Below are 26,214 nucleotides of genomic sequence, written 5' to 3' on the forward strand. Positions count from 1 at the left end.
CATAAAGCACTGCAGGCACCACGACCGGACAAATATCCTTACAATCGCGCTTTGTTAGCTGCCTAAGCAAGGATTCTGCAATGCACGCCGCCAACCCCCGCAAGGGCTACATCCTGGGCCTGAGCGCCTATGTTATCTGGGGTCTGTTCCCGCTCTATTTCAAAGCCATCGCCAGTGTCCCCGCCGCCGAAATCATCGTACACCGCGTGCTCTGGTCGGCGCTGTTCGGCACGCTGTTGCTGATGGTCTGGAAACACCCCGGCTGGTTCCGCGAACTGCGCGATAACCCGCGGCGCCTGGCGATCCTGGCGCTCAGCGGGGCGTTGATTGCGGCTAACTGGCTGACCTATGTGTGGTCGGTGAACAGCGGACGCATGCTCGAAGCCAGCCTGGGTTACTACATCAACCCGCTGGTGAACGTGTTGCTCGGCATGCTGCTCCTCGGCGAACGCCTGCGCCGCCTGCAATGGCTCGCCGTCGGTCTCGCCGCAGCGGGGGTGGCGCAACAGGTGTGGCAGGTGGGCAGTTTGCCGTGGGTGTCGCTGGCGCTGGCGCTGACCTTCGGTTTCTATGGCCTGATCCGCAAGCAGGCGCCGGTCAAGGCACTGCCGGGGCTGGTGGTGGAAACCTGGATGTTGGTGCCGATCGCCGTCGCCTGGTTGCTGTTCAACCCGTCGGCGCACAGCGCGCAGTTGGCATTCTGGAGTACGTCCGAAGCCTGGTGGCTGGTGGCCGCCGGCCCGGTGACGCTGATCCCACTGGTGTGCTTCAACGCCGCCGCACGGCATTTGCCCTACACCGCCCTGGGCTTTTTGCAGTACGTGGCGCCGACCCTGGTGCTGCTCGAAGCGGTGCTGCTGTTTGGCGAACAACTGGCAACCAGCACGCTGATCGCCTTCGCGTTTATCTGGGCCGGCCTGGTGGTCTACAGCCTGGACGCCTGGCTGACAGTGCGCAAACGCTGATCAAATAACGTACAAACTTCTGCAAGCCACGGCCCGCATGGCTTGCAGAGATCCACCCCAAGGTTATCCACAACCTGATCCCCGCCATTTGTGTACAAGCCCTTGAAACTGCTCGTTTTTTGCTCAGCTGACGGAGAAGCACGGCCGGCGTGGCCTGGCGCCGGGTCTCTACAGGTTATCCACAGGCCCATGCAAGATTTCCATGCATAACCTTGTGGGTGGTTATTCCTCGCGGCGCAGTTCCAACTCCACCATCAAGTCGTCGGCCAGGGTTTCCAGGGCCGCTTGCAGGGTGTCCAGCGCCAAGCCAGACGGCACCGCCAGTGATGCATCGGCGTGGAACAGCGGGTCGCCGCTCATCGGCGCCGGGCGCACGTCGGTGCTCAAGCGTTCGAGGTTCACCCCCTGCTTGCTCAACAGCGCGGTAATCTCACGCACGATCCCCGGCCGGTCGTTGCCCACCAGCGTCATGGTGATCGGTTTGGACGCCGCCGCCTGCCCGGCGCCGCTCTCGCCCACCAGCACGCGGATGCCGTGTGTGGATAAGTCCTCCAGCGCATTCACCAGGGCCTGACGGTTCTCGGCGGGGACGCTGACCCTCAGAATCCCGGCAAACTGCCCGGCCATGTGCGCCATGCGGCTCTCCAACCAGTTGCCGCCGTGGGCCGCGATGTTCTGCGCAATGCGTTCAACCAGGCCGGGTTTGTCGGCGGCAATGATAGTGAGTACAAGATGGTCCATGGCGAAGCCCTCTGGAATTCAATCTACAAGGTGGACGCAGATGCCCCCGAAAACAAATCGTGTACCATTTTTATATTTATCTGGAACAATCCATCTGTTTCTTGAGAACATCCCAGACCCCACTGTGACCATACGACCAAAGTGGGTCGCTAAACGACGTATTTAGTCTAATTTTCACAAGCGCAAGTCATCATGTAGTATGCGCAATCGCGCACTACATAACGTTGGGTCGATGTCTGCCACGGCAACCATGCTCCGCGACACAGCCTGCCCAGCCGCCTTCACAGGCATGTACCGGCGCAGCGTGCCCGCGGTTTAAATGGCCAGAGGCTTCATTGGTAAATTGAAAAGCTGAAAAGCGCATAAGCTCCGCAGAGTGAGGCAAGCAATGACTGAACACGTTCAAGTCGGTGGCCTGCAGGTCGCCAAAGTCCTGTTCGACTTCGTGAACAACGAAGCCATTCCCGGTACCGGCATCACTGCCGACCAGTTCTGGGCCGGTGCCGACAAGGTCATCCACGACCTGGCACCGAAGAACAAAGCCCTACTCGCCAAACGCGACGATTTCCAAGCGCGGATCGACACCTGGCACCAGACTCACGCCGGCCAGGCGCATGACCCGGTGGCCTACAAAGCCTTCCTGCAAGATATCGGATACCTGCTGCCAGAAGCCGCAGACTTCCAGGCCTCGACCCAAAACGTCGATGACGAAATCGCCCGCATGGCCGGCCCCCAGCTGGTTGTGCCGGTGATGAACGCCCGTTTCGCCCTCAACGCCTCCAATGCGCGCTGGGGCTCGCTGTATGACGCGCTGTATGGCACCGACGCCATCAGCGAAGCCGACGGCGCCGAAAAGGGTCAGGGCTACAACAAGGTGCGCGGCGACAAGGTCATCGCCTTCGCCCGCGCCTTCCTCGACGAAGCCGCGCCGCTCAGCGCCGGCAGCCACGTCGATTCCACTGGCTACAAGATCGTTGACGGCAAACTCGTGGTCAGCCTCAAAGGCGGCAGCAACAGCGGCCTGCGCGACGATGCCCAGTTGATCGGTTTCCAGGGCGACAGCGCCCAGCCGATTGCGATCCTGCTCAAACACAACGGCCTGCATTTCGAAATCCAGATCGACGCCAGCACCCCGGTCGGCCAGACCGATGCGGCCGGCGTCAAAGACGTGCTGATGGAAGCCGCGCTGACCACCATCATGGACTGCGAAGACTCCGTCGCCGCCGTCGATGCCGACGACAAAGTGGTGATCTACCGCAACTGGCTCGGCCTGATGAAAGGCGACCTGGCCGAAGAAGTGGCCAAAGGCGGCAAGACCTTCACCCGCACCATGAACGCCGACCGCGTCTACACCGGCGTGAATGGCCAGGACGTGACACTGCACGGTCGCTCGCTGCTGTTCGTGCGCAACGTTGGCCACTTGATGACCATCGACGCGATCCTCGACAAAAACGGCAACGAAGTACCGGAAGGCATTCTCGACGGCCTGCTCACCAGCTTGGCGGCGATCCACAGCCTCAACGGCAACAGCAGCCGCAAGAACAGCCGCACCGGTTCCGTGTACATCGTGAAACCAAAGATGCACGGCCCGGAAGAAGCGGCGTTCACCAACGAGCTGTTCGGCCGCATCGAAGACGTGCTGAACCTGCCGCGCAACACCCTCAAGGTCGGGATCATGGACGAGGAGCGCCGTACCACGGTCAACCTCAAGGCCTGCATCAAGGCCGCCAGCGAGCGCGTGGTGTTTATCAACACCGGCTTCCTCGACCGCACCGGCGATGAAATCCACACCTCCATGGAAGCCGGCGCGATGGTGCGCAAGGCCGCGATGAAGACGGAAAAATGGATCGGCGCCTACGAAAACTGGAACGTCGATATCGGCCTCGCTACCGGCCTGCAAGGCCGTGCGCAGATCGGTAAAGGCATGTGGGCCATGCCCGACCTGATGGCGGCGATGCTCGAACAGAAAATCGCCCACCCGCTGGCCGGCGCCAACACCGCCTGGGTGCCGTCGCCGACGGCGGCTGCGTTGCACGCGTTGCACTACCACAAGGTCGACGTGTTCGCGCGCCAGGCCGAACTGGCCAAGCGCGAGCGCGCGTCGCTGGACGATATCCTGACCATCCCGCTGGCGAACAACCCTAACTGGTCGGACGAAGAAATCCGCAACGAGCTGGACAACAACGCCCAGGGCATCCTCGGTTATGTGGTGCGCTGGATCGACCAGGGCGTCGGCTGCTCGAAAGTACCGGACATCAACGACATCGGCCTGATGGAAGACCGCGCCACCCTGCGCATTTCCAGCCAGCACATCGCCAACTGGCTGCGCCACGGCGTGGTCACTCAGGATCAGGTGATGGAAAGCCTCAAGCGCATGGCGCCGGTGGTAGACCGTCAGAATGCCGGGGATGCGTTGTACCGCCCGCTGGCGCCGGACTTCGATAGCAATATCGCGTTCCAGGCGGCGGTGGAGTTGGTGATTGAAGGCACCAAACAGCCTAACGGTTATACCGAGCCGGTGTTGCATCGCAGGCGTCGGGAGTTCAAGGCTAAAAACGGCCTGTAAATGAAAAAGCCCTGGTCTTGCGATCAGGGCTTTTTCTTTGAGGCTTGTGGTGTCCGGAATGGCCTCATCGGGGGCAAGCCCCCTCCCACAGGATGTACGCGGTCAACTGTGGGAGGGGGCTTGCCCCCGATGAGGCCTTTACATACACCGCAAAAATCAGGACCTCATCCCCAACTCGCGCTTGACCATCTTCGCCAACTTCACGCTATCAATCGGCTTGAGCAGAAAGTCCACCACGCTCAAATGCATCGCATCGATCACATCCAGCGCTCCGGCGTTCCCGGACACAACGATGATCGGCAGCGCCGCGCGCTCGGATTCGCGCACTTCGCGAATCAACTGGAGGCCGTTGCTCGGCGCCATGCGCAGGTCGGTGATCAGCAACCCAATGGAGCGGCTCGACTTCAAGAGTTTCAAGGCTGCCTCACTACTCTCGGCGGTCATGCAGCGAATCCCGTCCAGGCCCAGGATTTCCGCCAGCAGTTCGCGCGCATCCTTGTCGTCGTCGACGATCAACACGCGTTGTGGCGGTAAATCAGGCTTCAGCATCACAGCGCTCAGCGCTTCGCGCTCGGCATCACTCAAAATATCGTGGTCGGACATACGGTTCTCAGCTAGCTCTCATCAATCTCCCAGCACACTCGTCAGACATCTGCGGAAGGGCGAACAATGTGCACTTCGTCGGAAAGTTTGCCTAGTGGGCGTTCTACGGGGTTTGGACGATCGTCATGTAAGGTTTTTCCCTAGTTATGCGCCGTTTTCATCGACCTAGACTTACGTCCAATGGGCACCCGCCGTGCAGGAGTCGACCATGCAGGACGATAACGACAAAAACATCGCGGTCATTGTTATGAGTAAAGCTGATGCATTCGCCCAGGCGGGAAAAACTGCGGTGTTGCAGAACATCCACGGCACCTTGCAGTTCCTGCAACGCTTCCCGCCGTTCAACCAAATGGAAAACGCGCACCTCGCGTTCCTGGTAGAGCAGTGCCAATTGCGCTTTTATGGCCCCGGCGAAAGCATCCTCAAGCCGTCGGCCGGGCCGGTGGAGCACTTTTACATCGTCAAGCAGGGCCGGGTCATCGGCGAACGGCCGGATTCGGCCGAACCCACCTTTGAGATTGCCACCGGCGAGTGCTTCCCCCTTGCGGCACTGCTGGGCGAACGTGCGACGCGCACCGAGCACAAGGCCGCCGAAGACACCTTCTGCCTGCAACTGAACAAGCCGGCGTTTATCAAGCTGTTCGCGCTGTCCAGCGAGTTCCGCGATTTCGCCTTGCGCGGCGTCAGCAGCCTGCTCGATCAGGTCAACCAGCAAGTGCAGCAAAAAGCCGTGGAAACCCTCGGCACCCAATATTCCTTGAACACCCGCCTCGGCGAGTTGGCCATGCGCCACCCGGTGACGTGCAGCCCGGCTACACCGTTGCGCGAAGCGGTGACGCTGATGCACGAGCAACAGGTCGGCAGCATTGTGATCGTGGATGAGCACAAGGCGCCCCTGGGGATCTTCACCCTGCGCGATCTGCGCCAGGTAGTGGCCGACGGCACCAGCGATTTCACCCTGCCGATCGACGCGCACATGACCCATGCGCCGTTCTTCCTCACCCCGGACCACAGCGCCTTCGACGCCGCCATCGCAATGACCGAGCGGCATATTGCCCACGTGTGCCTGGTCAAAGACCAGCGTCTGTGCGGCGTGGTGTCCGAGCGCGACCTGTTTTCCCTGCAACGCGTGGACCTGGTCCACCTGGCCCGTACCATCCGCAACGCACCCAAGGTGGAAAACCTGGTGGCGATACGCGGCGAGATCGGCCAGTTGGTGGAGCGCATGCTGGCCCATGGCGCGTCGTCGACCCAGATCACCCACATTATTACCCTGCTCAACGATCACACCGTGTGCCGGGTCATCGAGCTGACCCTCGCCGACAAAGGCGACCCCGGCGTGCCGTTCACCTGGTTGTGTTTCGGCAGCGAAGGCCGGCGCGAGCAGACGCTCTACACCGACCAGGACAACGGCATCCTGTTCGACGCCAAGGACGCCGCCGAAGCGGCTGAGATCCGCGCGCGCCTGCTGCCCCTCGCGCAGCAGATCAACCAGAGCCTGGCGCAGTGCGGCTTCACCTTGTGCAAAGGCAACATCATGGCCGGCAACCCCGAGCTGTGCCTGTCGCGGGCCGAATGGGCGCGACGGTTTGCGGCGTTCATCCGCGAAGCCACGCCGGAGAACCTGCTGGGGTCGACCATCTATTTCGACCTGCGAGTGGTGTGGGGCGATGAACAGGGCTGTGAACAACTGCGCCAGGGCATTCTCGACCAAGTCGCGGATAACCGCCTGTTCCAGCGCATGCTGGCGGAGAACGCCTTGCGCCAGCGCCCGCCGGTGGGGCGCTTCCGCGATTTCGTGCTGACGCGCAAAGGCGGCGAAAAAGCCACCCTCGACCTCAAGGTGCAAGGCCTGACGCCCTTTGTCGACGGCGCGCGCCTGCTGGCCCTGGCCAACGACGTCCACGCCATCAACACCCTGGAGCGCCTGCGCCAGTTGGTGGTCAAGGAAGTGATCGAGCCGCTGGATGGCGCCGCCTATGAAGAGGCGTACCACTTTATCCAGCAAACCCGCATGTAGCAGCACCAATTGCAGATGCGGGAAAACCAGCCGTATTCCAACCGCGTCGACCCCGACAGCCTCAACCATCTGGACCGGCGCATCCTGCGCGAATCCCTGCGCCAGGCCCAGCGCCTGCAAAGCAGCCTGACCGTGCGGTATCAGCTGTGAACTTATTTGGTTGGTTGCGCACGGCCAAACCCCATCTCGACGCAACACAACAGCAGCGCCTGGCGCAGTTACCCCAGCCGGTCGCGCTGGGCGACCTGGCATTGCGCAGCCAGCGCTGGGTGGTGCTGGACCTGGAAACCAGCGGCCTGAACCTCAACCGCGATCAGGTGTTGTCCATCGGTGCAGTGGTGATCGAGGACGGCGCGGTGGATTTTTCCCAGATGTTCGAACGCACCCTGCAACGCGCCGAAACAAAACTCAGCCCCAGCGTGTTGATCCACGGTCTCGGCCCCAGCGCGATCGCCGCCGGCAGTGACCCGGTGGACGCGTTGCTGGATTTCATGGAGTTCGTCGGCGACAGCCCGTTGCTGGCCTTCCATGCGCGGTTCGATCAACACATGCTGGCCCGGGCGCTCAAGGACAGCCTGGGTTATCGCCTGGCCCATACGTTCCTCGACGTGGCCGACATCGCCCCGCTGCTGTACCCCGAGGCGCTGCTGCGCGAAGCCGGGCTGGACGACTGGATCGACCACTTCCACCTGCAGGTGGGCGAACGCCATCACGCCAGCGCCGACGCCCTGGCCACTGCGGAGCTGATGCTGATCCTGCTCAGCCGCGCGCGCCAGCAGCACATCGACACACCGCGCGCCCTGCAAGCACGTTTGAGCCAATGGAAACGGCGCAAGCAAGCGCCATCGTTTTAATAGCACCGCCGGACAGACGCCAATTGCGCCCGCTGCACGCCTCTGACACAATCGCGAATAATTCTCGTTAGTTTAAACTTGTTTATTCGGTGATGCCTTGTCGTCGGTCCAGACCCCACACAGTGAGCTTGTCGGTGCGTTGTATCGCGACCATCGCGGCTGGCTGCTGGCCTGGCTGCGGCGCAATGTGGCCTGCCCGAGCCGCGCCGAAGACCTGAGCCAGGACACCTTCATGCGCTTGCTCGGCCGCGACGGGTTGCGCGAACCCCGCGAGCCCCGCGCCTTCCTGGTGGCGATCGCCAAAGGCTTGCTGTTCGACTACTTCCGCCGCGCCGCCCTGGAACAGGCCTACCTCAGCGAATTGATGCTGATCCCGCAAAGCGAACAGCCGTCGCCGGAAGACCAGCAACTGATCCTCGAAGACCTCAAGGCCATCGACCGCCTGCTCGGCACGCTGTCGAGCAAGGCCCGCGCCGCGTTCCTCTACAACCGCATCGACGGCCTGGGCCACGCCGACATCGCCCGGCGCCTCGGCGTGTCGGTGCCGCGCGTGCGCCAGTACCTGGCCCAGGGCATCCGTCAGTGCTACATCGCGTTGTATGGCGAGCCGCTGTGAGTGCGATCAGTTGCAAACCGGTGTCGGCCCGGGTGCTGGATGCGGCGATTGCCTGGCAACTGTCCCTCGACTCAGGGGACGGCAGCGCCGTGGAACAGGAGGAGTTCGCCAAATGGCTGGCCAGCGATGCAGAACATGCCCGCGCCTGGCGCCAACTGGGCCTGCTCGACCAGCGCTTCAGCGTGGCCTCGGGCCCGGCGCGGGCGGCGTTGTTGCAGTCACGCGAGGGCATTCGCCAGCGCGTGCGCAAACTCGGCAGCGGCCTGGCGAGTATCGCACTGGTCTGCGGCCTGGCCTTGTTTGCCGGGGAACGTTATGTACCGCTCCACTATTGGCTGGCCGATCAACGCACCGCCACCGGCGAACAACGCACGCTGACACTGGCGGACGGCACGCAGATCAACCTCAACACCCACAGCGCCATCGATGTGCGCTTCGATGAAAAACGCCGGCTGATCGTGTTGCAGGAAGGCGAAATCCTCGTCGAAACCGGCCACAACGATGCGCGCCCGTTCTATGTGCAGACCCGCGACGGCAGCCTGCGCGCGCTGGGCACGCGGTTTATCGTCAAGCGCGAGGACGCCGCCACGCGCCTGAGCGTGCTGCAATCGGCGGTGGCCGCGCAACCCGAGGCGCTGCATCAGGAACAGATCTTCAAGGCCGGCCAGCAAGTGCTGATGCGCAGCGACAGCCTCGGCCCGCTGCTCGCCGTCACCCCCGCCACCGACGCCTGGACCCGCGGCATGCTGGTGGTGGACAACGCCCGCCTGGGCGATGTGGTCGAGGAACTGAGCCGTTATCGCCGCGGCTACCTGGGTGTGGATAACGCTGTGGCCGACCTGCGTATCACCGGCAGCTTCCCGCTGCACGACACCACCCTGGCGCTCAACGCACTGCTGCCGACGCTGCCGGTGCGGATCGAACAGCGCACGCCGTGGTGGGTGACGGTGAAGGGTAGGCCCTAGGTCCGGCGGTGTCGGGGATATTGCTCGCGCGAGCAATCCCGCTCCCACCTTCGACCGCGTTGTATCAGGCTGAACGCGGTCGAAGGTGGGAGCGAGCTTGCTCGCGATGACGCCCTCCAGAACACCAAATATCCCCAGACCACAATTATTTTCACCTCGCCCTATCACTTTTCGAATCTCGCTCGGCACAGGGGTAATTGCGAATTACTTCCATTCAGGAGCCGCCCCATGTCCCGCACGCTAGACACCTTGTTGCGCCCCAGCCTGTTAGCCGTGGCCATTGCCCTCAGCACCCCGCTGGCCAGCAGCGCGCTGATCGCCGCCGAGCAAGCGTCCAGCGTGCGCGCCTACAACCTGCCCGCCGCGCCATTGGCCGCCACCCTGAACCAGATCGCCAGCCAGGCCGGCCTCGCGCTGACCCTCAGCCCGGCACTGGCCGCGGGCAAAACCTCGGCGCCGGTCCAGGGCCAGTTCGACGCCCCGGGCGCACTGCGCGAGGCACTGCGCGGCAGCGGCTTGCAGGTGGAGCAGAGCAGCACGGGAACTTACACACTGGTGGCGATTGCGGACGGGGTCGTGGCGTTACCGCAAACCAGCATCGTTGCCCAGGGCAACACTGAAAGCGCCTGGGGCCCGGTGCAGGGCTACCTGGCGACGCGCACCGCCGCCGGCACCAAGACCGATACCGCGCTGGTCGAAGCACCGCGCTCGATCTCCGTCGCCACCCGCGAGCAGATGCAGGACCGCAACGTGCAGAACCTGGATGACGCCGTCAAATACATGCCCGGCATTGTGTCCGCCAGCTACGGCAGCGACACCCGCTACGACTGGATGCGCGTTCGCGGCTTCGAACCGACCCAATTCCTCGACGGCCTGCCGTTGCCACGCGGCGTGTACGCCAACCCCAAGGCCGAAACCTGGAACCTGGATCGCCTCGCCCTGCTGCGTGGCCCGGCCTCCTCGGTCTATGGCCAGACCCCGCCGGGCGGCCTGCTGGACATGGTCAGCCGGCGCCCCAGCGCGGAGTCGAGCCATGCCATTCAAGTGCAATACGGCAGTGACAACTATCGCCAGATCAATTTCGCCAGCACCGGCAAGATCGATGATGAAGGCCAGTTCCTTTACGGCGTCAGCGGCGTGGTCCGGGATGCTGGCACCCAGGTCGACCACATCGACAACAAGCGCTACAACATCGCCCCCAGCCTGGTCTGGAACATCGACACCGACACCAAGCTGACCCTGCTCTCGCAGTTCACCCGCGACGATACCGGCACCACCAGCCAGTTCCTGCCGATCCAGGGCACCAAGATCAAATCGCCGCTGGGCGAGGTCTCCCACCACAAGAACCTCGGCGATCCGGACTATGAGTTTTATGACCGCACCTACTACGCGCTGGGCTATGCGTTCGAGCATCGCTTCAACGATACATGGCAGTTCCGCCAGAACCTGCGCTACACCAAGTCGGAGCTGGCGTTCCAGCAACTGACCGTGGGCTCACTGATCTACGGCCCTGCCGACGCTGCGGGCAACATCGGTCGTTCGTCGACCAACGTTGACGAAAACATCGGCCAATTCGCGGTCGACAACCATTTCCAGGCTGACTTCAACACGGCTGACATCACGCACACGCTGTTGCTGGGGCTCGATCATCAACGCACCGACACTTCGTATCTGTCGATTTTCGGCAGCGCCGGGACGACCAATATCTTCAACCCGACCTACGGCCAGACGATCGTCCGCCCGCCGCGCTCCGACGCGTACTACGACTACAACCAGAAAACCATACAGACCGGCCTCTATGTGCAAGACCAGATGGCCCTCGACAAATGGCGCCTGACCCTCGGCGGGCGTGAAGACTGGGTGCATCAGGGCACCACGTACTTCAACAAGGACGACGCGACCAACACCGACCGCAGCCGGAACTTCAGTGGCAACGCGGCGCTGAGCTATGTCTTCGATTCGGGCTTCGTGCCGTACCTGTCCTACGCCGAGTCCTTCCAGCCGGCGAGCAATGCCAGCGTCGACCCGGTCAAATCGTACAAGCCCACGCAGGGCAAGCAATGGGAACTGGGCGTCAAGTATCAGCCTCCCGGCTCCAACACATTGCTCAGCGCAGCGGTTTACGACCTGACCCAGAAAAACGTGCTGGTCACCAGCTTCGGCGCCGGGGGCGAATCGGTGACCGACCAGACCGGCGAAGTGAAGGTCAAGGGCCTGGAACTCGAAGCCGTGTCTGACGTGAGTGAAAACCTCAAGCTGATAGCCGCCTACACCCTGGCCAAGTCCGAAGTGCAAAAAGGCCAATACAAGGGCAACCGCCTGCAGCTGATGCCGAACCAGCAAGCCTCCCTGTGGACGGACTACACCTGGCACAGCGGCATGCTCGACGGTTTCGGCATTGGCGCCGGGGCCCGCTACACCGGCAATACCTATGGCGACCAGGGCAATACCTGGACGGGCAAGGCCAACGCCTACACAGTGTTCGACGCCACCGTGCATTACGACCTCGGCCGCCTGGACAACAGCCTCAAAGGCGCCTCGCTGAAACTGAACGCGACCAACCTGTTCGACAAGGACTACCTCTCCACCTGTGACGGTTCCTACTGCTACTTCGGCGACCAGCGCAGTGTGGTCGCCAGCGCCACCTACCAGTGGTAAACGACTGAGTTGACCTCCCGGCCGCCTCCAGGGGCGGCTTGGGTGTGTCTGAAGGCCAACAAATGAAAAGCCGAACCATCCGCCGCTGGTCCTTTATCCACACCTGGACCAGCCTGATCTGCACCTTGTTCCTGCTGCTGCTCGCCCTTACCGGCCTGCCGTTGATTTTCCACCACGAGCTCGATCACCTGCTGGGCAACGAACCCGAGTTGCAGCAGATGCCCGCCGACACACCACAGCTGAACCTCGAGCAACTGGTGGCCAAAGCCCAGGCGCATCGCCCTGGCGAAGTCATGCAATACCTGGCGTGGGACGAAGACGACCCGCACGGCGTGATCGCGATCATGGCCGCCACCGCTGGCACCGAGCCCAATGCGTCGCACACGTTCATGCTCGACGCGCGCACCGGCGCAACCGTGGAGATGCCGTCGGCCAACGGCGGCTTGACGCTGTTCCTGCTGCGCCTGCATGTGGATATGTTCGCCGGCCTGCCGGGCAAGTGGCTGCTGGCGTTCATGGGCCTGTTGTTTGTGCTGGCGATTGTCTCGGGCACGCTGCTTTACCTGCCGTTCATGCGCCGCTTGACGTTCGCCACCGTGCGCCAGGACAAATCCACCCGCCTGCGTTGGCTCGACCTGCACAACCTGATCGGCGTGGTCACCCTGACCTGGGCACTGGTGGTCGGCGTGACCGGCGTGATCAGCGCCTGCGCCGACCTGATCATCGCCGCCTGGCGCACCGACAGTCTCAGCGCGATGGTCGAACCGTACCAACACGCCCCGCCGCTGACCCTGCGCGCACCCGCCAACGATCTGCTCAAGATCGCCGCCGCAGCCGCACCCGGCATGCAGCCGGACTTCATCGCCTTCCCCGGCACGCGCTTTTCCAGTGAGCACCATTACGCGGTGTTCATGAAGGGCAGCACCCACCTGACCTCGCACCTGCTCACGCCGGTGCTGATCGACGCCAGCAGCCTGGCCGTCACCGCGATCGCCGAGCGGCCGTGGTACATGGATGCCATGGGCATGTCGCAGCCGCTGCACTTCGGCGACTACGGCGGCATGCCGATGAAAATCCTCTGGGCGCTGCTGGATGGGCTGACCATCGTCGTGCTCGGCAGCGGTGTGTACCTGTGGTGGGTTCGGCGCAAGGCGGGCAAGGCATGAGGCCGCGTCAATCGAGTTTCTGGAAAGTGTTCGGCATTCCGCTGGGGATCGGCCTGCTCAGCGCCGTCGGTTTGTTTGCCGCGTTGCTGGGGGATGGGCTGTGGGATGCACTGAGTTGGGTCGGGTTGGGTATTCCTGCGGTCATTGGGACTTGGGCGTTGTTCAGGCGGCGTGGCTGAGGACGCTATCGGGGGCAAGCCCCCTCCCACATTGGTATGCACCCCCCTGGGGGAGGGGGCTTGCCCCCGATGAGGCCCTCAAGAACCACAGCCCCCCCCCTCGCCAGCCACCGCGCAACCCACTAGGCTAGCGACTGCCCATCCCATCCAGGGGGATGGGCTGTGGGATGCGCTGAGTTGGGTCGGGTTGAGTATTCCTGCGGTCATTGGGACTTGGGCGTTGTTCAGGCGGCGTGGCTGAGGACGCTATCGGGGGCAAGCCCCCTCCCACATTTGGAATGCATTCCCCTGTGGGAGGGGGCTTGCCCCCGATGAGGCCCTCAAGAACCACAGCCCCCCCTCGCCAGCCACCGCGCAACCCACTAGGCTAGCGACTGCCCATACCATCCAGAGGGATGGGCTGTGGATGCGCTGAGTTGGGTCGGGTTGGGTATTCCTGCGGTCATTGGGACTTGGGCCTTGTTCAGGCGGCGTGGCTGAGGACGCTATCGGGGGCAAGCCCCCTCCCACATTTGGAATGCATTCCCCTGTGGGAGGGGGCTTGCCCCCGATGAGGCCCTCAAGAACCACAGGAATCCCCCTCGCCAGCCACCGCGCAACCCACTAGGCTAGCGACTGCCCATCCCATCCAGGGGGATGGGCTGTGGGATGCGCTGAGTTGGGCGTTGTTCAGGCGGCGTGGCTGAGGACGCCATCGGGGGCAAGCCCCCTCCCACATTTGGAATGCATTCCCCTGTGGGAGGGGGCTTGCCCCCGATGAGGCCCTCAAGAACCACAGGAATCCCCCTCGCCAGCCACCGCGCAACCCTCTAGGCTAGCGACTGCCCGTCCCATCCAGAGGAATGCCCATGTCCGCTCCCAGCATGACCTTGTTCCACAACCCCGCTTCGCCGTTCGTGCGCAAAGTCCGCGTGCTACTGGCCGAAACCGGCCAGCAGAACCGTGTGGCCCTGCAGCTCTGCATGCCGACACCGGTCAACCCGGACGTGCAACTGGTCAACGAAAACCCGGTGGGCAAGATCCCGGCCCTGCGCCTGGCCGATGGTACGGTGCTGCACGACAGCCGGGTGATCCTCGATTACCTCGACCACCAGCACGTCGGCAACCCGCTGATCCCGCGTGACGGCTCGGCCCGCTGGCGCCGCCTGACCCTGGCCTCGATGGCCGACGCCATCATGGATGCCGCCGTGCTGGTGCGTTACGAGAGCGCCCTGCGCCCGCCGGAAAAACACTGGGCGCCGTGGCTCGACGAACAGCGCAACAAGATCCGGCGCACCCTGGCGGAGCTGGAAGCGGATGCGATTGCCGAACTGGCCAGCCACTTCGATATCGCCGCGATCAGCGTGGCCTGCGCCTTGGGTTACCTGGATTTCCGCCACCCGGACCTGCACTGGCGCGACGCCAACCCCCAGCTTGCCGCCTGGTACGCCGAAGTCAGCCAGCGCCCTTCGATGCTTGAGACACAGCCGCCGGTTTGACCCTGCGCATAGGTGGCGCAGGAAACAACGCCACAATCCTCGCCACCAACTGCGCTCGCTCCCGCTGGTCCTCACGCAACCCGATCATTGCACGGCCTCCAGATCGAATGCCAAGGGCTCGGCCGCCTTGCGTTTGCCCACGCCGTACCAATCGAGTTTGCGTGTCAGCACCATCACCGTCCCCAGCAGGCCGAACAGCAACAGCGAGCCCATCAGCAGCGCGTAGTCCTCGGCACTCAACAGCCCGTACAACAAGCCATACAACGCCGCCAGCCCGGCCGAGAACCCCAGGCCGTGGGCGACGCTGCGCAGCACATGGCACACGTAGAAACCAATCAACAACACACAGGCACTGGCCGAGATCAGGTACGCCAAGGCAAAGCCCAGGTGCTCGGACAACGACAGCAATAACAGGTAGAAAAACGCCAGGGCGAACCCCACCAGGGCGTACTGGATCGGATGCACCGCCAAGCCCTTGAGCACTTCGAACAGGAAGAAACCGCCAAAGGTCAGGGCGATGAACAGCAGCGCATATTTGATCGCGCGGTCGCTCTTGAGGTACTGGTCCACCGGGTCGATGAAGTTCACCCCGAAGCTGCGGTTGTTGAAGTCGTCACAGCCGCGTTCGTCCAGGCAGCCGCGCAGGGCTTCTTCGAGGTTGGTGGAGAAGAATGAGGTCTGCCAGTTGGCGCTGAAGCCCTTGTCGGTGACTTCCCGTTGCGCCGGCAGGAAGTTGCCGATGAAGCTCGGGTGCGGCCAGTTGGAGGCCAGTGTGACCTGGCTGGTCTTGCCCACCGGCACCACTTGCAGTTGCTCGGTGCCTTGCAGGCGCAGGTCGAAGGCGAAGTCCAGCGCGGCCGGGGTTTTGCTGTCCTGCTCCGGCAGCGCCACATGCACCCCCTCGCCCAGCCACTCCACGTGGGTGCCTGGCGCAAACTCCAGGCGCTGGCTGCCCAGCTCCAGCTTCAGTGCGTTTTCGATACCGCGAATATCGCTGATACCCACCGCCAGAAACGCCGGCTCAAAGCGGTAATCGGCGAAATTTTCCTTGATGCCCCATTGCTCCGGCAAGACGAAGCGTCCGCTGATGCGGTTGTCGGCGTGGAACAGCCGGGCCTGGTAGATGCCACGCGCACGCAGTTCGGTCTGCACCCGCCCGTCGAGCTCAAAACGCTCCGGCAGGAAATACAGACGACCGCGCACTTCACGGGTTTCCTCGTAGCGCCTGTTGAGTTTTTCATTGAGCTTCCACTCGCGGACAGTCTTGCGGTACGGCACCACCATCACCGGGCCGGTGAGGCGCTGGCTGTAGCTGGAGCTACGGGCGATATCCATCAGGACACTGTCGCGAGTGTATTGGCGGTCGGCGATGAGGCCGTTGATCATCAGCAATGGAATCAGCAATAGCAGGATCAATAGCGCAATCGCGCCAAGTTTGAAAAGCAGGCTGCGGTTCATGGGGCTCTCCCTGTTTTGATGGGGAAAGCGTGAGCCGCGCATGTGGGAAATTTATGTGGGCAATGTGGAGACTGTGTGGAGATGCAGCACCACTTGCACGCCACCGTGTACGTTGCCGATCTGCAACGTGCCGCCATGCAGCTTCATCACTTCCTCGACAAAGTTGAGGCCCAGGCCGGTGCTTTTGCGCCCGCTGGCCGGACGCGGCAGCGAGTAGAAACGCTCGCTCAGGCGCGGCAAGGCGTAGTCGGGAATCGGCGCGGCCTGGTTGAACAGGCTGACCTGCACAGCGTTGTGCCGGGTCTGTGCGCTGAACCGCAACACCCCGCCCGCCGGCGTGAAGTCCAGGGCGTTGTCGAGCAGGTTGCCCAGGGCCTGGCGCAGCAGGAACGGTTCGCCGAAGACCTTCACCTCAGCGCCGATCGTTTGTTCGATGCGCAAGCCGGCACCTTCGATGCGCGCGCATTGGGCCTTGAGCACATCGTCCACCAGCGCGGCCAGCGGCAGGCTGGCTTGCGCCTCCAGGCCCTGGCGATGCTCGACCTGGGCCAGGTTCAGCAAGCGCTCGATCAACTGCTGCAGGCGGGTACTTTCGCTGTCGATATTGCCGACAAAGCGCTGTTGCTGCTCGCGGCTCATGTCGCCCTGCAACAGCTCGGCCGCGCCGCGAATCGCCGCCAGCGGGCTCTTCAATTCGTGGGTCAGGGTGTGGACGTAATGCTCCACATAAGCCTTGCCCTCCAGCTGTGTCCGCATGTGCTCCACGGCGGTGGACAACTGCTTCAGCTCGCCGCCACGGTAATGCGGCAATTCGGCGCGCCGCCCCTCGCTGACCGCCTCGGCATACGCGGTAAGCCGGCGCAGTGCCACGCTCAACCACCACGACAACAGCGCACCGAGCAGCAGGCCGAGGATCACCAAGCCGGCGCCGTACCACAGCAACCGGTGCTCGGTGCGATCGACATAAGGCTGCAGCGAACTGTTCGGCTTGGCCACCGTGACCACGCCGATGATCTGCCCGTTGTCGCGAATCGGCGCGCCCACGTGCATCACCGACGAGGCCGGATCATCCGGCGCGCTGCGGGTGGAACGCGCGCCGTACTCGCCGCGCAGGGTCAGGTACACGTCGTTCCATTTGGAGTAGTCCTGGCCCACGGCTTCGCCGCTGGAGTCGAGCAACACCATGCCGTTGGCGTCGGTCACGTAGATGCGGTGGTTGACCTGGTTTTTCGGCAGGCCCCAGATGGTCGCGCCCGGCTGACGGGTGCCGTAGGCCTTGAGCAGCTCCGGCCAGTGGCTTTGGGCGAGGGTGCCGTTCTTGACGTCGTTGCGCAGGATTTCGGCCAGCAGGTTGGCGGTGTCCACCAGGGTTTCTTCGGTGGACTGGCGCACGCCAGGGCGGATTTCCTTCATCACGGTGTTCAGCACGAAGTAACCGGTGAAGCCGATAAACAGCGCGTAGACCAGGAAAAACCGCAGCCCCAGACGCATCAGCTGTGGCTCGGGCTGTAGCTGTAGCCGAGGCCGCGATGGGTCTGGATCGGTTCGGCCTGCGCCGCCACGCTGCGTAATTTGCTGCGCAGGCTTTTGATATGGCTGTCGATATTGCGCTCATAGCCGGCATCGGCCGGCACGCCGACCGCGTCAAGCAGTTGTTCGCGGCTGAACACACGCTCGGGTTGTTCCAGCAGGCTTTGCAGCAAGCGGAACTCATGGCGGGTCAGGCTCAGTGCCAGGCCACGGTAGGTGATCTGCATGCGCTCCAGGTCGACCTGGAACAACGCCGGAACGACGCCAGGGCCGACGCGCTTGAGGATCGCCCTGACCCGCGCCGCCACTTCCCGTGGGCTGAACGGCTTGACCACATAATCGTCGGCGCCGATCTCCAGCCCGACCACGCGGTCGATCTCGCTATCGCGGGCACTGAGAAACATCACCGGCACTTCGCTGAAGCGCCGCAGTTGCTTGCAGGTTTCAAAGCCGCTGATGTCGGGCAGGCCGATGTCGAGGATGATCAGGTCGGCCGGGGTCTGGCGCTGGTGGGCCAGCGCTTCCTGGCCGAGGCTCAGCCAGGTGGTGGTAAAGCCCTCGCCTTGCAGGGCGAAAACCAGTGTGTCGGCTATCGCCGCTTCGTCTTCGACAATCAGGATGTGCGGCATGGCGGTCCGTCAGCAGTCCGGCTTGTCGGCGGTGTAGCGACGCGCCGGGTTCACCGCGGCGCCGAACTCACGCAGGGCCTTGGCGCCGATCAGCAGCGGGTAGTTGAAGCTGCTGCGGTCGGTGAGGTTGACCTCGACGGTGCGCTTGACGTTGCCCAGGCACATTTCCAGGTCGATCACCGGGCGCGTGGCCACGGTGGCTTCTTCCTTGTCCTCGTCTTCGTCGGCGCGGCTCTTGATCTTGCTGATGCGCGCCACCTTGTGTTCGTAGACTTTGTTGCCGGCGTCCTTGCCGCCGACGCGGAAGCGCACCCAATCGTCGCCGTCACGGGTGAAGGTCTCGATGTCACGGGCCGACAGCGAGGCGGTCAGCGCGCCGGTGTCCATCTTGGCCTTGAAGGTTTCGCCGATCTCCGGCAGTTGGATGTATTCGTAGCGACCGTAAACGGTCGGTTCGGCGGCCATGACGGGCAAGACCGCCAGGGCGAGCGAGGCAAGGAGCAGTTTCACGAAGTGATTTCCTCGGAAAGAAGTAGGCGAATTCTAGACCGCAAAGGCAGCACTTAGTTAGTTCGGCAACCATACCCGGCATATTGTGAAACATTCGTCGGGCGATTTGCGATTTGGCCTCTAGACGCCGCTCTCTTATTATGTCCCGCCCACAGGATTCCAAGAGTTACTTATGCGCCGCCTGCTCACCGGCTGTTTCGTCTCGCTGCTGCTCCTGCTCAACACCCTGGTCCTGATCGGGCCGCTGACGGTGTTTGCCCTGCTCAAGCTGGTGGCCCCCGGTCGCTATCGCGATTACGCGTCATGGGCCGTGATGTGGATCGCCGAGACCTGGGCCGAAATCGACAAACTGATCTTCGCGCTGTGCATCCCGACCCAATGGGACATCCGCGGCGCAGACGACCTGCGCGGCGACACTTCGTACCTGGTGATCAGTAACCACCAATCCTGGGTCGATATCCCCGCGCTGATCCAGGCCCTCAACCGCCGCACGCCGTTCTTCAAGTTCTTCCTGAAGAAAGAACTGGTCTGGGTGCCCTTCCTCGGCCTGGCCTGGTGGGCGCTGGATTATCCGTTCATGAAGCGCTACACCAAGGCGTTCCTGGCCAAGCACCCGGAACTGGCGGGCCAGGACTTGAAGATCACCCGCCAGGCCTGCGAGCTGTTCAAGCGCCAGCCGGTGACGGTGGTCAACTACCTGGAAGGCACCCGGTTCAGCGAGGCCAAGCGTGCCCAGCAAGGCTCACCGTTTGCCCGCCTGCTCAAGCCCAAGGCCGGCGGCGTGGCGTTTGTGTTGGCGGCACTGGGCGAACAACTGGATGCCGTGCTCGACGTGACCGTGGTCTATCCGCAAGCGAAGACGCCGGGGTTCTGGGATCTGATCAGCGGGGCGGTACCGAAGGTGATCATCGATATCCGCACCCGTGAGCTGGACCCGGCGTTGTGGCAGGGCGACTACGAAAACGACCCGGCGTTTCGCCAGGTCGTACAGAACTGGGTGAACCGGCTCTGGACGGAGAAAGATCAGCGGATTCAGGAACTGCGAGGCGAAACCGCTGGGGCCTTATGGGCAAAGTAACCGTTACGGACGCTTAGGCCACGTGGCCGAATCGTCACCGGTACGCCACCCGTGCGCTATCTCGATGGTGTCGTGACTGCTCACGGTATCAGCCTGCTCCTGGCTGGCGTCGTGGGGCGCTTTTCCTTGCTCTGCGGCAGCGGGCTTGTGGGTCGCGGCGTGATACGAAGCGCTAGCGAGAGCGTTGTAGGTGTTGACGATGTTCATGGAAGACTCCTACCTGACCGGATTGAAGAATCCACCCCAGGAGGGTTGGTTTTCCTGGAGCAGTCCCCGTAGGTGGTGAAACATCCCACACAGTTCCTCGAGAGTTGTTGCGCAGCATTGCCAAACGAGGGGCTGACTCGATCCTTGGCTACCCGCGCCCCACGCCTGGACCCGCTTGCCCTGCAGCGAACCCGCGATAGGGCATCGTCTGAAAACGCATAAAAAACTGTCAGAGTTAACAGTTCCGCCCGCCTTGGGCGGCTGATTAGGCTAAGGACTCCATCTCAGTCGAGTGCCCTGATCATGACCATCAAAGTCCTCTTCGCCGGCATAGCGTTACTGACAGCAGCGAACATTGCCCATGCAGAAATGGCCACGTGCCCCGCAGTCAGTTCAATAAAAGCTACGCCGTATACCGACCCGGACCTTCCTCCGGACTTCAACCAAGGCTTCAAATACGAAGCCCCCGGGCCCGGTGGCCAGATGTGGGAGGGCCAGTCCACGGCCACAAGCGAGACCTACCTCGAATCTAAATACAACCTGATGTTAGTCAGTGCCGAAATGATCCACGGGAAAATACTCTGCAGTTATGGCGGTACAACACAAAGAGAAAACGCAGAGCCGGTGAACAACGTTTCCAAACCCTATGTTCAATTGGGCCTGCCGTTTAACAACCCGAAGGCCGCGACCGGTACAGCATGGAAAGGAACCAGCTGCGGGAATCAAGGCGGCGCGGTGCCGATCGACGCCTCCCAATGTACTTTTGAGTACCAACCGTAACGCTGTTCCCCGCAACCTGCCGGCCACTTCAAAGCGGGGGCGAACCCGCTTTGAAGGACCATGGCCTTAGCTGCCGGTGCCCCAAGCCTGGCCCAGTTTGCCCAGCAGCGAACTGTTGGCGCCCTGGCCGCCCAGGTATTGCAGGATCACCGGGGCGAATTGGCCGATCATGCCGCTGTCCATGCCCAACGCGCTGAACGCGGTGTTCAGGTCGCTGGTGTTCTTCACGTTACCCAGCAGGCCGTCGAGGCCGCTGGTCTTGCTGCCACCGCTCTGGCCGAGCATCCCGCTCAAGGCACCGAGGCTGCCCAGCGCATTGCTGCCCGACAGTTGATCGAGACCCGGCACGCTTTTCCCCAGTTGTGAATAGTCGCTGCTGCTCAGTTGGTTCCTGGCCAGGCCCAGCATGGCGCCGGTGCCGCCGACAGCTTGCTCGTGGGTGACATTCAATTGTGAGGTCAGGGCACTCAGCAAACCGGCCGTTTCGGACGACGGCGCAACGGCAGCGGCTTTGTTGTTGCCGCCCTGCATACCGGAAATCGCATTGGCCGCATCGCCAAGGCTGAACCCGGCGGCGAATACCGGGCCGGCTGCCAGGGTCATCAGGCAGGAAAGGGCGAAACCGCGTGAAATCTTCATCGAAACAACCTCTGGATGTAGGGGTGAAAGCAGGCGTTTGACTGGCCTTTTCGTCACTTGTTCCAAACCCGCTCCGGAACCCAACTGCGATAAGCCGGTCCATGAACTGACTACAAAATTTGTCAGGAAGAGACTTATGACGACGATCCACCCCCAAGTGATTGATCACAAGCCTTCATTCTGGAGCCGCCCGCGCCTGTTCATCGGCGCCTGCGCTGTAGTGGCCGCCGGTATCGGCGGCGCGCTCTACACCCAGGACAGCGTCAAATACGCCGCCACCCTGGTGACCACCACCCAGCAGCCGGCAGCGCAGATCATGGCCCACAAGGACTACCTGGAAGTGCAGCCGATTGCCTCCACGGCCCCTGCCCCTGATCAGAGCCTGGAACTGTGGGCCATCCCCGAGGACGGCACGCCGGTATCCCTCGGCCTGTTGCCGGAAGATGGCAAAGGCATCATCGGCTTGAACCCACGCCAGCAGGAATCCATCAGCAAACCGGTGGACTTGATGGTGAGCTCGGAAACCAAGGGTGGATCGGTGAGCAAGCAGCCGACCGGGCCGACGGTGTATCAAGGCGCGCTGGCGATTCGTTAAGCCACGGGGTAAACATCAACGAGTCACTGGATCAATCGCCAAAAGCAAGCTCAGCCGGCAGTCCGCCAGTCGTGAGCGAGAGCCGTGGTTGCTGACAAGCAATCTGAAGCAAAGCGAGTGGAATTCAGCAAAATCGTGGCAATTTATAAGCGGCGTATGCAGATCGAAGGAGGCTTCCGAGATGTGAAAAGTGAGCACTTGGGGCTGGGTTTTAATCTGCATCGAAGCATGAGCCCAAAGCGAATAGAGGTGCTGCTGTTGATTGCTGTGCTCACCAACTATCTCCTCTTTTTAACCGGGCTTCAGGCGCGAGAACGTGATCAATCACAAACTTTCCAGCGCAGGGGCCTCATAAAAGCCGGAGTCACCACAACCGCAATGAAGAACTATTAACGCCAGAAAGACAAACAGATCCTACTTATATCAATAAACAATTAACAATATCTCAAATCAATATAAAAACTGTCAATTTCAACAGTAGAGCAATAAGCCTTGGCTCCGGATGATGGCCCTCCACACAATGAAAATGGAGCACAAGACCATGCACGCCAAAGTATCAATTGTCACTCTTCTCCTTCTAACAGCAGCAGCCAGCAACACCTACGCGGGAAACTGCGCGTACGCGTTTAATATAGCCAAAGTAGGCGATTCCTACGTTGCAGATGGCGTTGAAGGCGCACGTTCACAGTGGACTTCCAGCGCCACAGCTCCAGATATCAGCCTTTCTAACCTTAGGTTCGTGAACGCCCGCATCCAAAAAGCGAATAATGAAACAGATCCAAGCAGAAAAAAAGATTGGAGAGTTTTTTGCCGCTACCAAGACCAGAACAATCAATTTATAACAATGTCTTTTAATCCAGGCCAACCCATCAAAGCTGTAGGCGGAAATTGGAAAAGTGTGGCCACAGATAGCTTTGACAGAGAAATCAAAGCTAAAACCAAATCACCCAGCGACATGACGGAGGCTGATATTATTGCGAGGGACTGCGTTAAGTCATCGCCTGAAGAGTGTCCGTATCAATAAGTTTTATAAAAATAAAGAGTGTGGCCAGAACGCCACTCTCTTTTAATACTCGGGCGGCGCATCATCCAGTCTGATCACCTGCACGTGTGTCGATTTTTTGCATCTCTGGCAATAAAAAACCACTCTTTAATCTCAACTTCTTCTAAAGTACTGTCACTTCTAACAGTAGCTGCCGCCGGAACATCACCTGCAGCATAGAGCCTTCCACGCCCCACAGGAGTTGGGCTATGAAAACTGCACTGCTTGCAGGTGTGTTAGCCACTGTGGCACTGATGAACAACACCCACGCGGCGACTTCCACCTGCCCGCCGATCCAAAACATCAAACAAACGGCGATGGCCAGTGGAGGTTACCGCTATGAAACATCACAGTCCGATGGACGCATCTGGGCAGGTGAAAACCAGCAGGCGACAGCGTCGTACCTTACTGATTCGACGTTTCACGATGCCCGGTACGATGCCGACCACAAAGCCGTCATCTGCACCTACGAAGGGCCAATGAATAACGACGCGAGCTTTTCGGTCACGCTCAAACCTATCTCTGATTGGAACCTTATCCCTATAGGTGACTGGAAAGGCACGCATTGCGAAGCCCAGGACATTTCCAAATGCTCATTTACGCATGAATGAAAAGGGCGACTCGAAGTCGCCCTTTTCGTTACGCCGCGCTGAACAACTTATGCGGATCAATCACAAACTTCTTCGGCACGCCCGCATCAAACTCGCCATACCCACGCGGCGCGTCATCCAGGCTGATGACTTCGACCCCGACGATGTCGGCAATGTGAATGCGGTCCCACATGATCGCCTGCATCAACTGGCGGTTGTACTTCATCACCGGCGTTTGCCCGGTGTGGAAGCTGTGGGATTTGGCCCAGCCCAGACCAAAACGGATGCTCAGGCTGCCCATCTTCGCGGCGGCGTCGACGGCGCCAGGGTCTTCGGTGACGTACAGGCCGGGGATACCGATCTTGCCCGCCACGCGCACCACGCCCATCAGTGAGTTGAGCACCGTGGCCGGGGCTTCGTGCTTGACGCCGTCATGCCCGTGGCCGCGTGCTTCGAAGCCCACGCAGTCGACGGCGCAGTCCACTTCCGGCTCACCGAGCAAGGCAGCGATCTGTTCGTGCAGCGGCGTGTCAGTGGACAGGTCGACCACTTCAAACCCTTGCGCCTTGGCGTGAGCCAGGCGGATGGAGTTGACGTCGCCGATGATCACCACCGCCGCGCCCAGCAGGCGTGCGGAGGCGGCAGCGGCCAGGCCGACCGGGCCGGCACCGGCGATGTAGACGGTGCTGCCAGGGCCAACGCCGGCGGTGACGGCGCCGTGGTAGCCGGTGGGCAGGATGTCGGAGAGGCAGGTCAGGTCGCGGATTTTCTCCATGGCCTTGTCGCGGTCCGGCAGTTTCAGCAGGTTGAAGTCGGCGTAAGGCACCAGCACGTATTCGGCCTGGCCGCCGGTCCAGTCGCCCATGTCGACATAGCCGTAGGCGCCACCGGCACGGGCCGGGTTGACGGTGAGGCACACGCCGGTGTGTTGCTCTTTGCAGGAGCGGCAGCGGCCGCAGGCGACGTTGAAGGGCACGGACACCAGGTCGCCGATTTTCAGGTTCTCGACGTCGCTGCCCTTCTCGATCACTTCACCGGTGATCTCGTGACCGAGCACCAGGCCGGTCTGGGCAGTGGTGCGGCCGCGCACCATGTGTTGGTCGGAGCCGCAGATGTTGGTGGAGACCACGCGCAGGATGACGCCGTGCTCAATCTTCCTGCCACGGGGGTCCTGCATTTTGGGATAGTCGATTTTCTGTACTTCGACCTTGCCGTTGCCGAGATACACGACACCACGATTACCAGACATGCTTTCACCTCGCTGTTGTTTTTATGAAAGCGCGTTGCCCGTGGGTGGGCAGCGCGTTGAGTGCTCGGGTACAGATGCTGTTTCTTGTGTTGTTTGTTAGGGCCTCATCGGGGGCAAGCCCCCTCCCACATTTGGAATGCATTCCCCTGTGGGAGGGGGCTTGCCCCCGATGGCGTCAGTCAGAGCACCACCGTCCGATTGGCATTCAAAAACACCCGCCGTTCAATGTGATACCCCACCGCCCGGGCCAGGGTCAGCCCTTCGATATCGCGCCCCTTGGCAATCAGATCCTCGGGGTAGTGGCTGTGATCCACCACCTCCACACCCTGGGCGATGATCGGGCCTTCATCCAGGTCGTTGTTGATGTAATGCGCCGTCGCGCCGACCAGCTTCACGCCCTTGTTGTACGCCTGGTGATACGGCTTGGCGCCCTTGAACCCCGGCAACAACGAGTGGTGGATATTGATCGCCTTGCCATCCAGCTTGCGGCACAGCTCCGGCGACAGCACTTGCATGTAGCGCGCAAGGATCACCAGTTCCGCGCCGGTGTCTTCAATCACTTGCCACACCTGACGCTCCTGGGACGGTTTGTCGTTGGGGTCGAGGGCGAAGTGGTAATAGGGAATCTGGTGCCAGTCGGCCAACGGTTTCAGATCGGGGTGGTTGGACACCACCGCGACCACGTCCATCGACAGTTGGCCAATACGCTGGCGATACAGCAAGTCGTTCAGGCAGTGATCGGCCTTGGACACCATGATCACCACTTTGGGCCGATAGTTCGGCGCCGTCAGTTCGAAGACCATGCCAAAGGCTTCCCCGCGCGCGGCCAGGCCATCGCGGAACGCTTGCTCATCGAAACCCTCCGGCTGACGAAACTCCACGCGGATAAAAAAGCGCCCTGACAGCCGGTCATCGAACGAGTGGTGCTCGGTGACGTAGCAACCCTGCTCGAACAGGTAGCGGGTGACCGCGTCCACCGTGCCGAGCACGCTGGGGCAGTCGGCGGTCAAAATCCATGTATCGGGTGCGCGGCTCATGACAGGTCACTCCTCAAGCAAAGCCCGGCCTCACCCACCCCTACCCCTGTAGGAGCGAG

At 61.9% G+C, this 26,214-nt stretch carries 24 protein-coding genes and 2 pseudogenes; 16 read left to right on the forward strand and 10 right to left on the reverse strand.

Annotated elements, in window-relative coordinates:
- Positions 1-80 precede the first annotated feature (80 nt).
- Positions 81-965: an EamA family transporter RarD gene (gene rarD, locus MOQ67_RS29080; RefSeq protein ID WP_017847851.1), complete on the forward strand. Its 885-nt coding sequence runs from the start codon at positions 81-83 to the stop codon at positions 963-965.
- 222 nt (positions 966-1,187) lie between these two features.
- Here the strand turns inward: rarD and MOQ67_RS29085 are convergent, their stop codons facing one another.
- Positions 1,188-1,706 (reverse strand): glycine cleavage system protein R, encoded by a 519-nt coding sequence (locus MOQ67_RS29085; protein ID WP_017847852.1) that lies wholly within the window; start codon positions 1,704-1,706, stop codon positions 1,188-1,190.
- Positions 1,707-2,094: 388 nt separating this feature from the next.
- Here MOQ67_RS29085 and MOQ67_RS29090 point away from each other — a divergent pair, with 388 nt between their 5' ends.
- Positions 2,095-4,272: a malate synthase G gene (locus MOQ67_RS29090; RefSeq protein WP_046489083.1), complete on the forward strand. Its 2,178-nt coding sequence runs from the start codon at positions 2,095-2,097 to the stop codon at positions 4,270-4,272.
- Positions 4,273-4,428: 156 nt separating this feature from the next.
- Here MOQ67_RS29090 and MOQ67_RS29095 read toward each other — a convergent pair whose 3' ends face one another.
- Complete coding sequence (locus MOQ67_RS29095; protein ID WP_017847854.1) at positions 4,429-4,875, reverse strand: response regulator; 447 nt, start codon at positions 4,873-4,875, stop codon at positions 4,429-4,431.
- 247 nt (positions 4,876-5,122) lie between these two features.
- On the opposite strand from MOQ67_RS29095, the pseudogene MOQ67_RS29100 reads away from it, so the two are divergent.
- From MOQ67_RS29100 to MOQ67_RS29135, 8 genes and pseudogenes are all read left to right on the forward strand, one after another.
- Positions 5,123-7,045, forward strand: a pseudogene (locus MOQ67_RS29100) (DUF294 nucleotidyltransferase-like domain-containing protein).
- The gene (locus tag MOQ67_RS29105; protein ID WP_102618944.1) at positions 7,042-7,749 is read left to right on the forward strand and encodes a 3'-5' exonuclease; all 708 of its coding nucleotides are present in this window, start codon (positions 7,042-7,044) and stop codon (positions 7,747-7,749) included. The pseudogene MOQ67_RS29100 and the gene MOQ67_RS29105 overlap by 4 nt, the downstream one beginning before the upstream one ends.
- Positions 7,750-7,846: 97 nt before the next feature.
- Positions 7,847-8,365 carry an RNA polymerase sigma factor gene (locus MOQ67_RS29110; protein ID WP_026140138.1) on the forward strand — a complete coding sequence of 173 codons (519 nt, stop codon included), beginning with the start codon at positions 7,847-7,849 and terminating at the stop codon, positions 8,363-8,365.
- Positions 8,362-9,330: a FecR domain-containing protein gene (locus tag MOQ67_RS29115; RefSeq protein WP_046381829.1), complete on the forward strand. Its 969-nt coding sequence runs from the start codon at positions 8,362-8,364 to the stop codon at positions 9,328-9,330. The genes MOQ67_RS29110 and MOQ67_RS29115 overlap by 4 nt, the downstream gene beginning before the upstream one ends.
- Before the next feature lie 228 nt (positions 9,331-9,558).
- Complete coding sequence (locus MOQ67_RS29120; RefSeq protein ID WP_448675740.1) at positions 9,559-11,988, forward strand: TonB-dependent siderophore receptor; 2,430 nt, start codon at positions 9,559-9,561, stop codon at positions 11,986-11,988.
- A 62-nt stretch (positions 11,989-12,050) separates the two neighbouring features.
- Positions 12,051-13,154, forward strand: a complete 1,104-nt coding sequence (locus MOQ67_RS29125) for a PepSY-associated TM helix domain-containing protein (RefSeq protein ID WP_448675741.1) — start codon at positions 12,051-12,053, stop codon at positions 13,152-13,154.
- Complete coding sequence (locus MOQ67_RS29130) at positions 13,151-13,333, forward strand: hypothetical protein (RefSeq protein WP_046489074.1); 183 nt, start codon at positions 13,151-13,153, stop codon at positions 13,331-13,333. Before MOQ67_RS29125 ends, MOQ67_RS29130 begins: the two co-directional genes overlap by 4 nt.
- A gap of 848 nt (positions 13,334-14,181) precedes the next feature.
- On the forward strand, positions 14,182-14,811 hold the full coding sequence (locus tag MOQ67_RS29135; protein ID WP_017847862.1) for a glutathione S-transferase: 630 nt from the start codon (positions 14,182-14,184) through the stop codon (positions 14,809-14,811).
- 84 nt (positions 14,812-14,895) lie between these two features.
- Here the strand turns inward: MOQ67_RS29135 and creD are convergent, their stop codons facing one another.
- From creD to rloA2, 4 genes are read right to left on the reverse strand one after another with little or no spacing between them, the layout of a single operon-like run.
- The gene (creD, locus tag MOQ67_RS29140) at positions 14,896-16,269 is read right to left on the reverse strand and encodes a cell envelope integrity protein CreD (protein ID WP_448675742.1); all 1,374 of its coding nucleotides are present in this window, start codon (positions 16,267-16,269) and stop codon (positions 14,896-14,898) included.
- A 51-nt stretch (positions 16,270-16,320) separates the two neighbouring features.
- On the reverse strand, positions 16,321-17,760 hold the full coding sequence (gene creC, locus MOQ67_RS29145) for a two-component system sensor histidine kinase CreC (protein WP_322246872.1): 1,440 nt from the start codon (positions 17,758-17,760) through the stop codon (positions 16,321-16,323).
- Positions 17,760-18,428, reverse strand: coding sequence for a two-component system response regulator CreB (gene creB / locus MOQ67_RS29150; RefSeq protein WP_017847865.1), 669 nt, complete (start codon positions 18,426-18,428; stop codon positions 17,760-17,762). Before creB ends, creC begins: the two co-directional genes overlap by 1 nt.
- Positions 18,429-18,437: 9 nt before the next feature.
- Complete coding sequence (gene rloA2 / locus MOQ67_RS29155) at positions 18,438-18,938, reverse strand: retropepsin-like aspartic peptidase RloA2 (RefSeq protein WP_017847866.1); 501 nt, start codon at positions 18,936-18,938, stop codon at positions 18,438-18,440.
- Positions 18,939-19,110: 172 nt separating this feature from the next.
- Here rloA2 and MOQ67_RS29160 point away from each other — a divergent pair, with 172 nt between their 5' ends.
- Positions 19,111-20,016, forward strand: a complete 906-nt coding sequence (locus tag MOQ67_RS29160) for an acyltransferase (RefSeq protein ID WP_017847867.1) — start codon at positions 19,111-19,113, stop codon at positions 20,014-20,016.
- Positions 20,017-20,019: 3 nt separating this feature from the next.
- On the opposite strand, the gene MOQ67_RS29165 is transcribed toward MOQ67_RS29160, so the two are convergent.
- A complete protein-coding gene (locus MOQ67_RS29165; protein ID WP_017847868.1) occupies positions 20,020-20,223 on the reverse strand; it encodes a hypothetical protein in 204 nt (67 codons plus the stop codon).
- A 303-nt stretch (positions 20,224-20,526) separates the two neighbouring features.
- Between MOQ67_RS29165 and MOQ67_RS29170 the strand changes: the two genes are divergently transcribed.
- On the forward strand, positions 20,527-21,003 hold the full coding sequence (locus tag MOQ67_RS29170; RefSeq protein ID WP_052743389.1) for a hypothetical protein: 477 nt from the start codon (positions 20,527-20,529) through the stop codon (positions 21,001-21,003).
- Between the two features lie 66 nt (positions 21,004-21,069).
- Here MOQ67_RS29170 and MOQ67_RS29175 read toward each other — a convergent pair whose 3' ends face one another.
- Positions 21,070-21,642 carry a DUF2780 domain-containing protein gene (locus MOQ67_RS29175; protein ID WP_448675743.1) on the reverse strand — a complete coding sequence of 191 codons (573 nt, stop codon included), beginning with the start codon at positions 21,640-21,642 and terminating at the stop codon, positions 21,070-21,072.
- 136 nt (positions 21,643-21,778) lie between these two features.
- On the opposite strand from MOQ67_RS29175, the gene MOQ67_RS29180 reads away from it, so the two are divergent.
- The 4 genes and pseudogenes from MOQ67_RS29180 (at position 21,779) to MOQ67_RS29195 (ending at position 23,890) form a co-directional block, all read left to right on the forward strand.
- On the forward strand, positions 21,779-22,237 hold the full coding sequence (locus MOQ67_RS29180) for an anti-sigma factor (RefSeq protein WP_448675744.1): 459 nt from the start codon (positions 21,779-21,781) through the stop codon (positions 22,235-22,237).
- Positions 22,238-22,247: 10 nt separating this feature from the next.
- A pseudogene (locus MOQ67_RS29185) lies at positions 22,248-22,588 on the forward strand (IS4 family transposase); the annotation flags it as partial.
- Between the two features lie 190 nt (positions 22,589-22,778).
- A complete protein-coding gene (locus MOQ67_RS29190) occupies positions 22,779-23,261 on the forward strand; it encodes a DUF3757 domain-containing protein (RefSeq protein ID WP_162231512.1) in 483 nt (160 codons plus the stop codon).
- 227 nt (positions 23,262-23,488) lie between these two features.
- Positions 23,489-23,890, forward strand: coding sequence for a DUF3757 domain-containing protein (locus tag MOQ67_RS29195; RefSeq protein WP_052743384.1), 402 nt, complete (start codon positions 23,489-23,491; stop codon positions 23,888-23,890).
- 28 nt (positions 23,891-23,918) lie between these two features.
- Here MOQ67_RS29195 and fdhA read toward each other — a convergent pair whose 3' ends face one another.
- Entirely contained in the window at positions 23,919-25,118 is a 1,200-nt protein-coding gene (fdhA, locus tag MOQ67_RS29200) for a formaldehyde dehydrogenase, glutathione-independent (RefSeq protein ID WP_017847873.1), read from the reverse strand.
- Between the two features lie 179 nt (positions 25,119-25,297).
- Positions 25,298-26,155, reverse strand: coding sequence for a formyltetrahydrofolate deformylase (gene purU / locus MOQ67_RS29205; RefSeq protein WP_017847874.1), 858 nt, complete (start codon positions 26,153-26,155; stop codon positions 25,298-25,300).
- Positions 26,156-26,214 lie beyond the last annotated feature (59 nt).

It is taken from the genome of Pseudomonas sp. LY-1 (assembly GCF_053502595.1).

What these genes read in the sequence shown, in the direction of transcription:
- rarD (WP_017847851.1), top strand. Translation starts at nt 81, where the DNA reads ATGCACGCCGCCAACCCCCGCAAGGGCTACATCCTGGGCCTGAGCGCC.
- MOQ67_RS29085 (WP_017847852.1), bottom strand. Translation starts at nt 1,706, where the DNA reads ATGGACCATCTTGTACTCACTATCATTGCCGCCGACAAACCCGGCCTG.
- MOQ67_RS29090 (WP_046489083.1), top strand. Translation starts at nt 2,095, where the DNA reads ATGACTGAACACGTTCAAGTCGGTGGCCTGCAGGTCGCCAAAGTCCTG.
- MOQ67_RS29095 (WP_017847854.1), bottom strand. Translation starts at nt 4,875, where the DNA reads ATGTCCGACCACGATATTTTGAGTGATGCCGAGCGCGAAGCGCTGAGC.
- MOQ67_RS29120 (WP_448675740.1), top strand. Translation starts at nt 9,559, where the DNA reads ATGTCCCGCACGCTAGACACCTTGTTGCGCCCCAGCCTGTTAGCCGTG.
- MOQ67_RS29125 (WP_448675741.1), top strand. Translation starts at nt 12,051, where the DNA reads ATGAAAAGCCGAACCATCCGCCGCTGGTCCTTTATCCACACCTGGACC.
- MOQ67_RS29130 (WP_046489074.1), top strand. Translation starts at nt 13,151, where the DNA reads ATGAGGCCGCGTCAATCGAGTTTCTGGAAAGTGTTCGGCATTCCGCTG.
- MOQ67_RS29135 (WP_017847862.1), top strand. Translation starts at nt 14,182, where the DNA reads ATGTCCGCTCCCAGCATGACCTTGTTCCACAACCCCGCTTCGCCGTTC.
- creD (WP_448675742.1), bottom strand. Translation starts at nt 16,269, where the DNA reads ATGAACCGCAGCCTGCTTTTCAAACTTGGCGCGATTGCGCTATTGATC.
- creC (WP_322246872.1), bottom strand. Translation starts at nt 17,760, where the DNA reads ATGCGTCTGGGGCTGCGGTTTTTCCTGGTCTACGCGCTGTTTATCGGC.
- creB (WP_017847865.1), bottom strand. Translation starts at nt 18,428, where the DNA reads ATGCCGCACATCCTGATTGTCGAAGACGAAGCGGCGATAGCCGACACA.
- MOQ67_RS29160 (WP_017847867.1), top strand. Translation starts at nt 19,111, where the DNA reads ATGCGCCGCCTGCTCACCGGCTGTTTCGTCTCGCTGCTGCTCCTGCTC.
- MOQ67_RS29165 (WP_017847868.1), bottom strand. Translation starts at nt 20,223, where the DNA reads ATGAACATCGTCAACACCTACAACGCTCTCGCTAGCGCTTCGTATCAC.
- MOQ67_RS29170 (WP_052743389.1), top strand. Translation starts at nt 20,527, where the DNA reads ATGACCATCAAAGTCCTCTTCGCCGGCATAGCGTTACTGACAGCAGCG.
- MOQ67_RS29175 (WP_448675743.1), bottom strand. Translation starts at nt 21,642, where the DNA reads ATGAAGATTTCACGCGGTTTCGCCCTTTCCTGCCTGATGACCCTGGCA.
- MOQ67_RS29180 (WP_448675744.1), top strand. Translation starts at nt 21,779, where the DNA reads ATGACGACGATCCACCCCCAAGTGATTGATCACAAGCCTTCATTCTGG.
- MOQ67_RS29190 (WP_162231512.1), top strand. Translation starts at nt 22,779, where the DNA reads ATGCACGCCAAAGTATCAATTGTCACTCTTCTCCTTCTAACAGCAGCA.
- MOQ67_RS29195 (WP_052743384.1), top strand. Translation starts at nt 23,489, where the DNA reads ATGAAAACTGCACTGCTTGCAGGTGTGTTAGCCACTGTGGCACTGATG.
- fdhA (WP_017847873.1), bottom strand. Translation starts at nt 25,118, where the DNA reads ATGTCTGGTAATCGTGGTGTCGTGTATCTCGGCAACGGCAAGGTCGAA.
- purU (WP_017847874.1), bottom strand. Translation starts at nt 26,155, where the DNA reads ATGAGCCGCGCACCCGATACATGGATTTTGACCGCCGACTGCCCCAGC.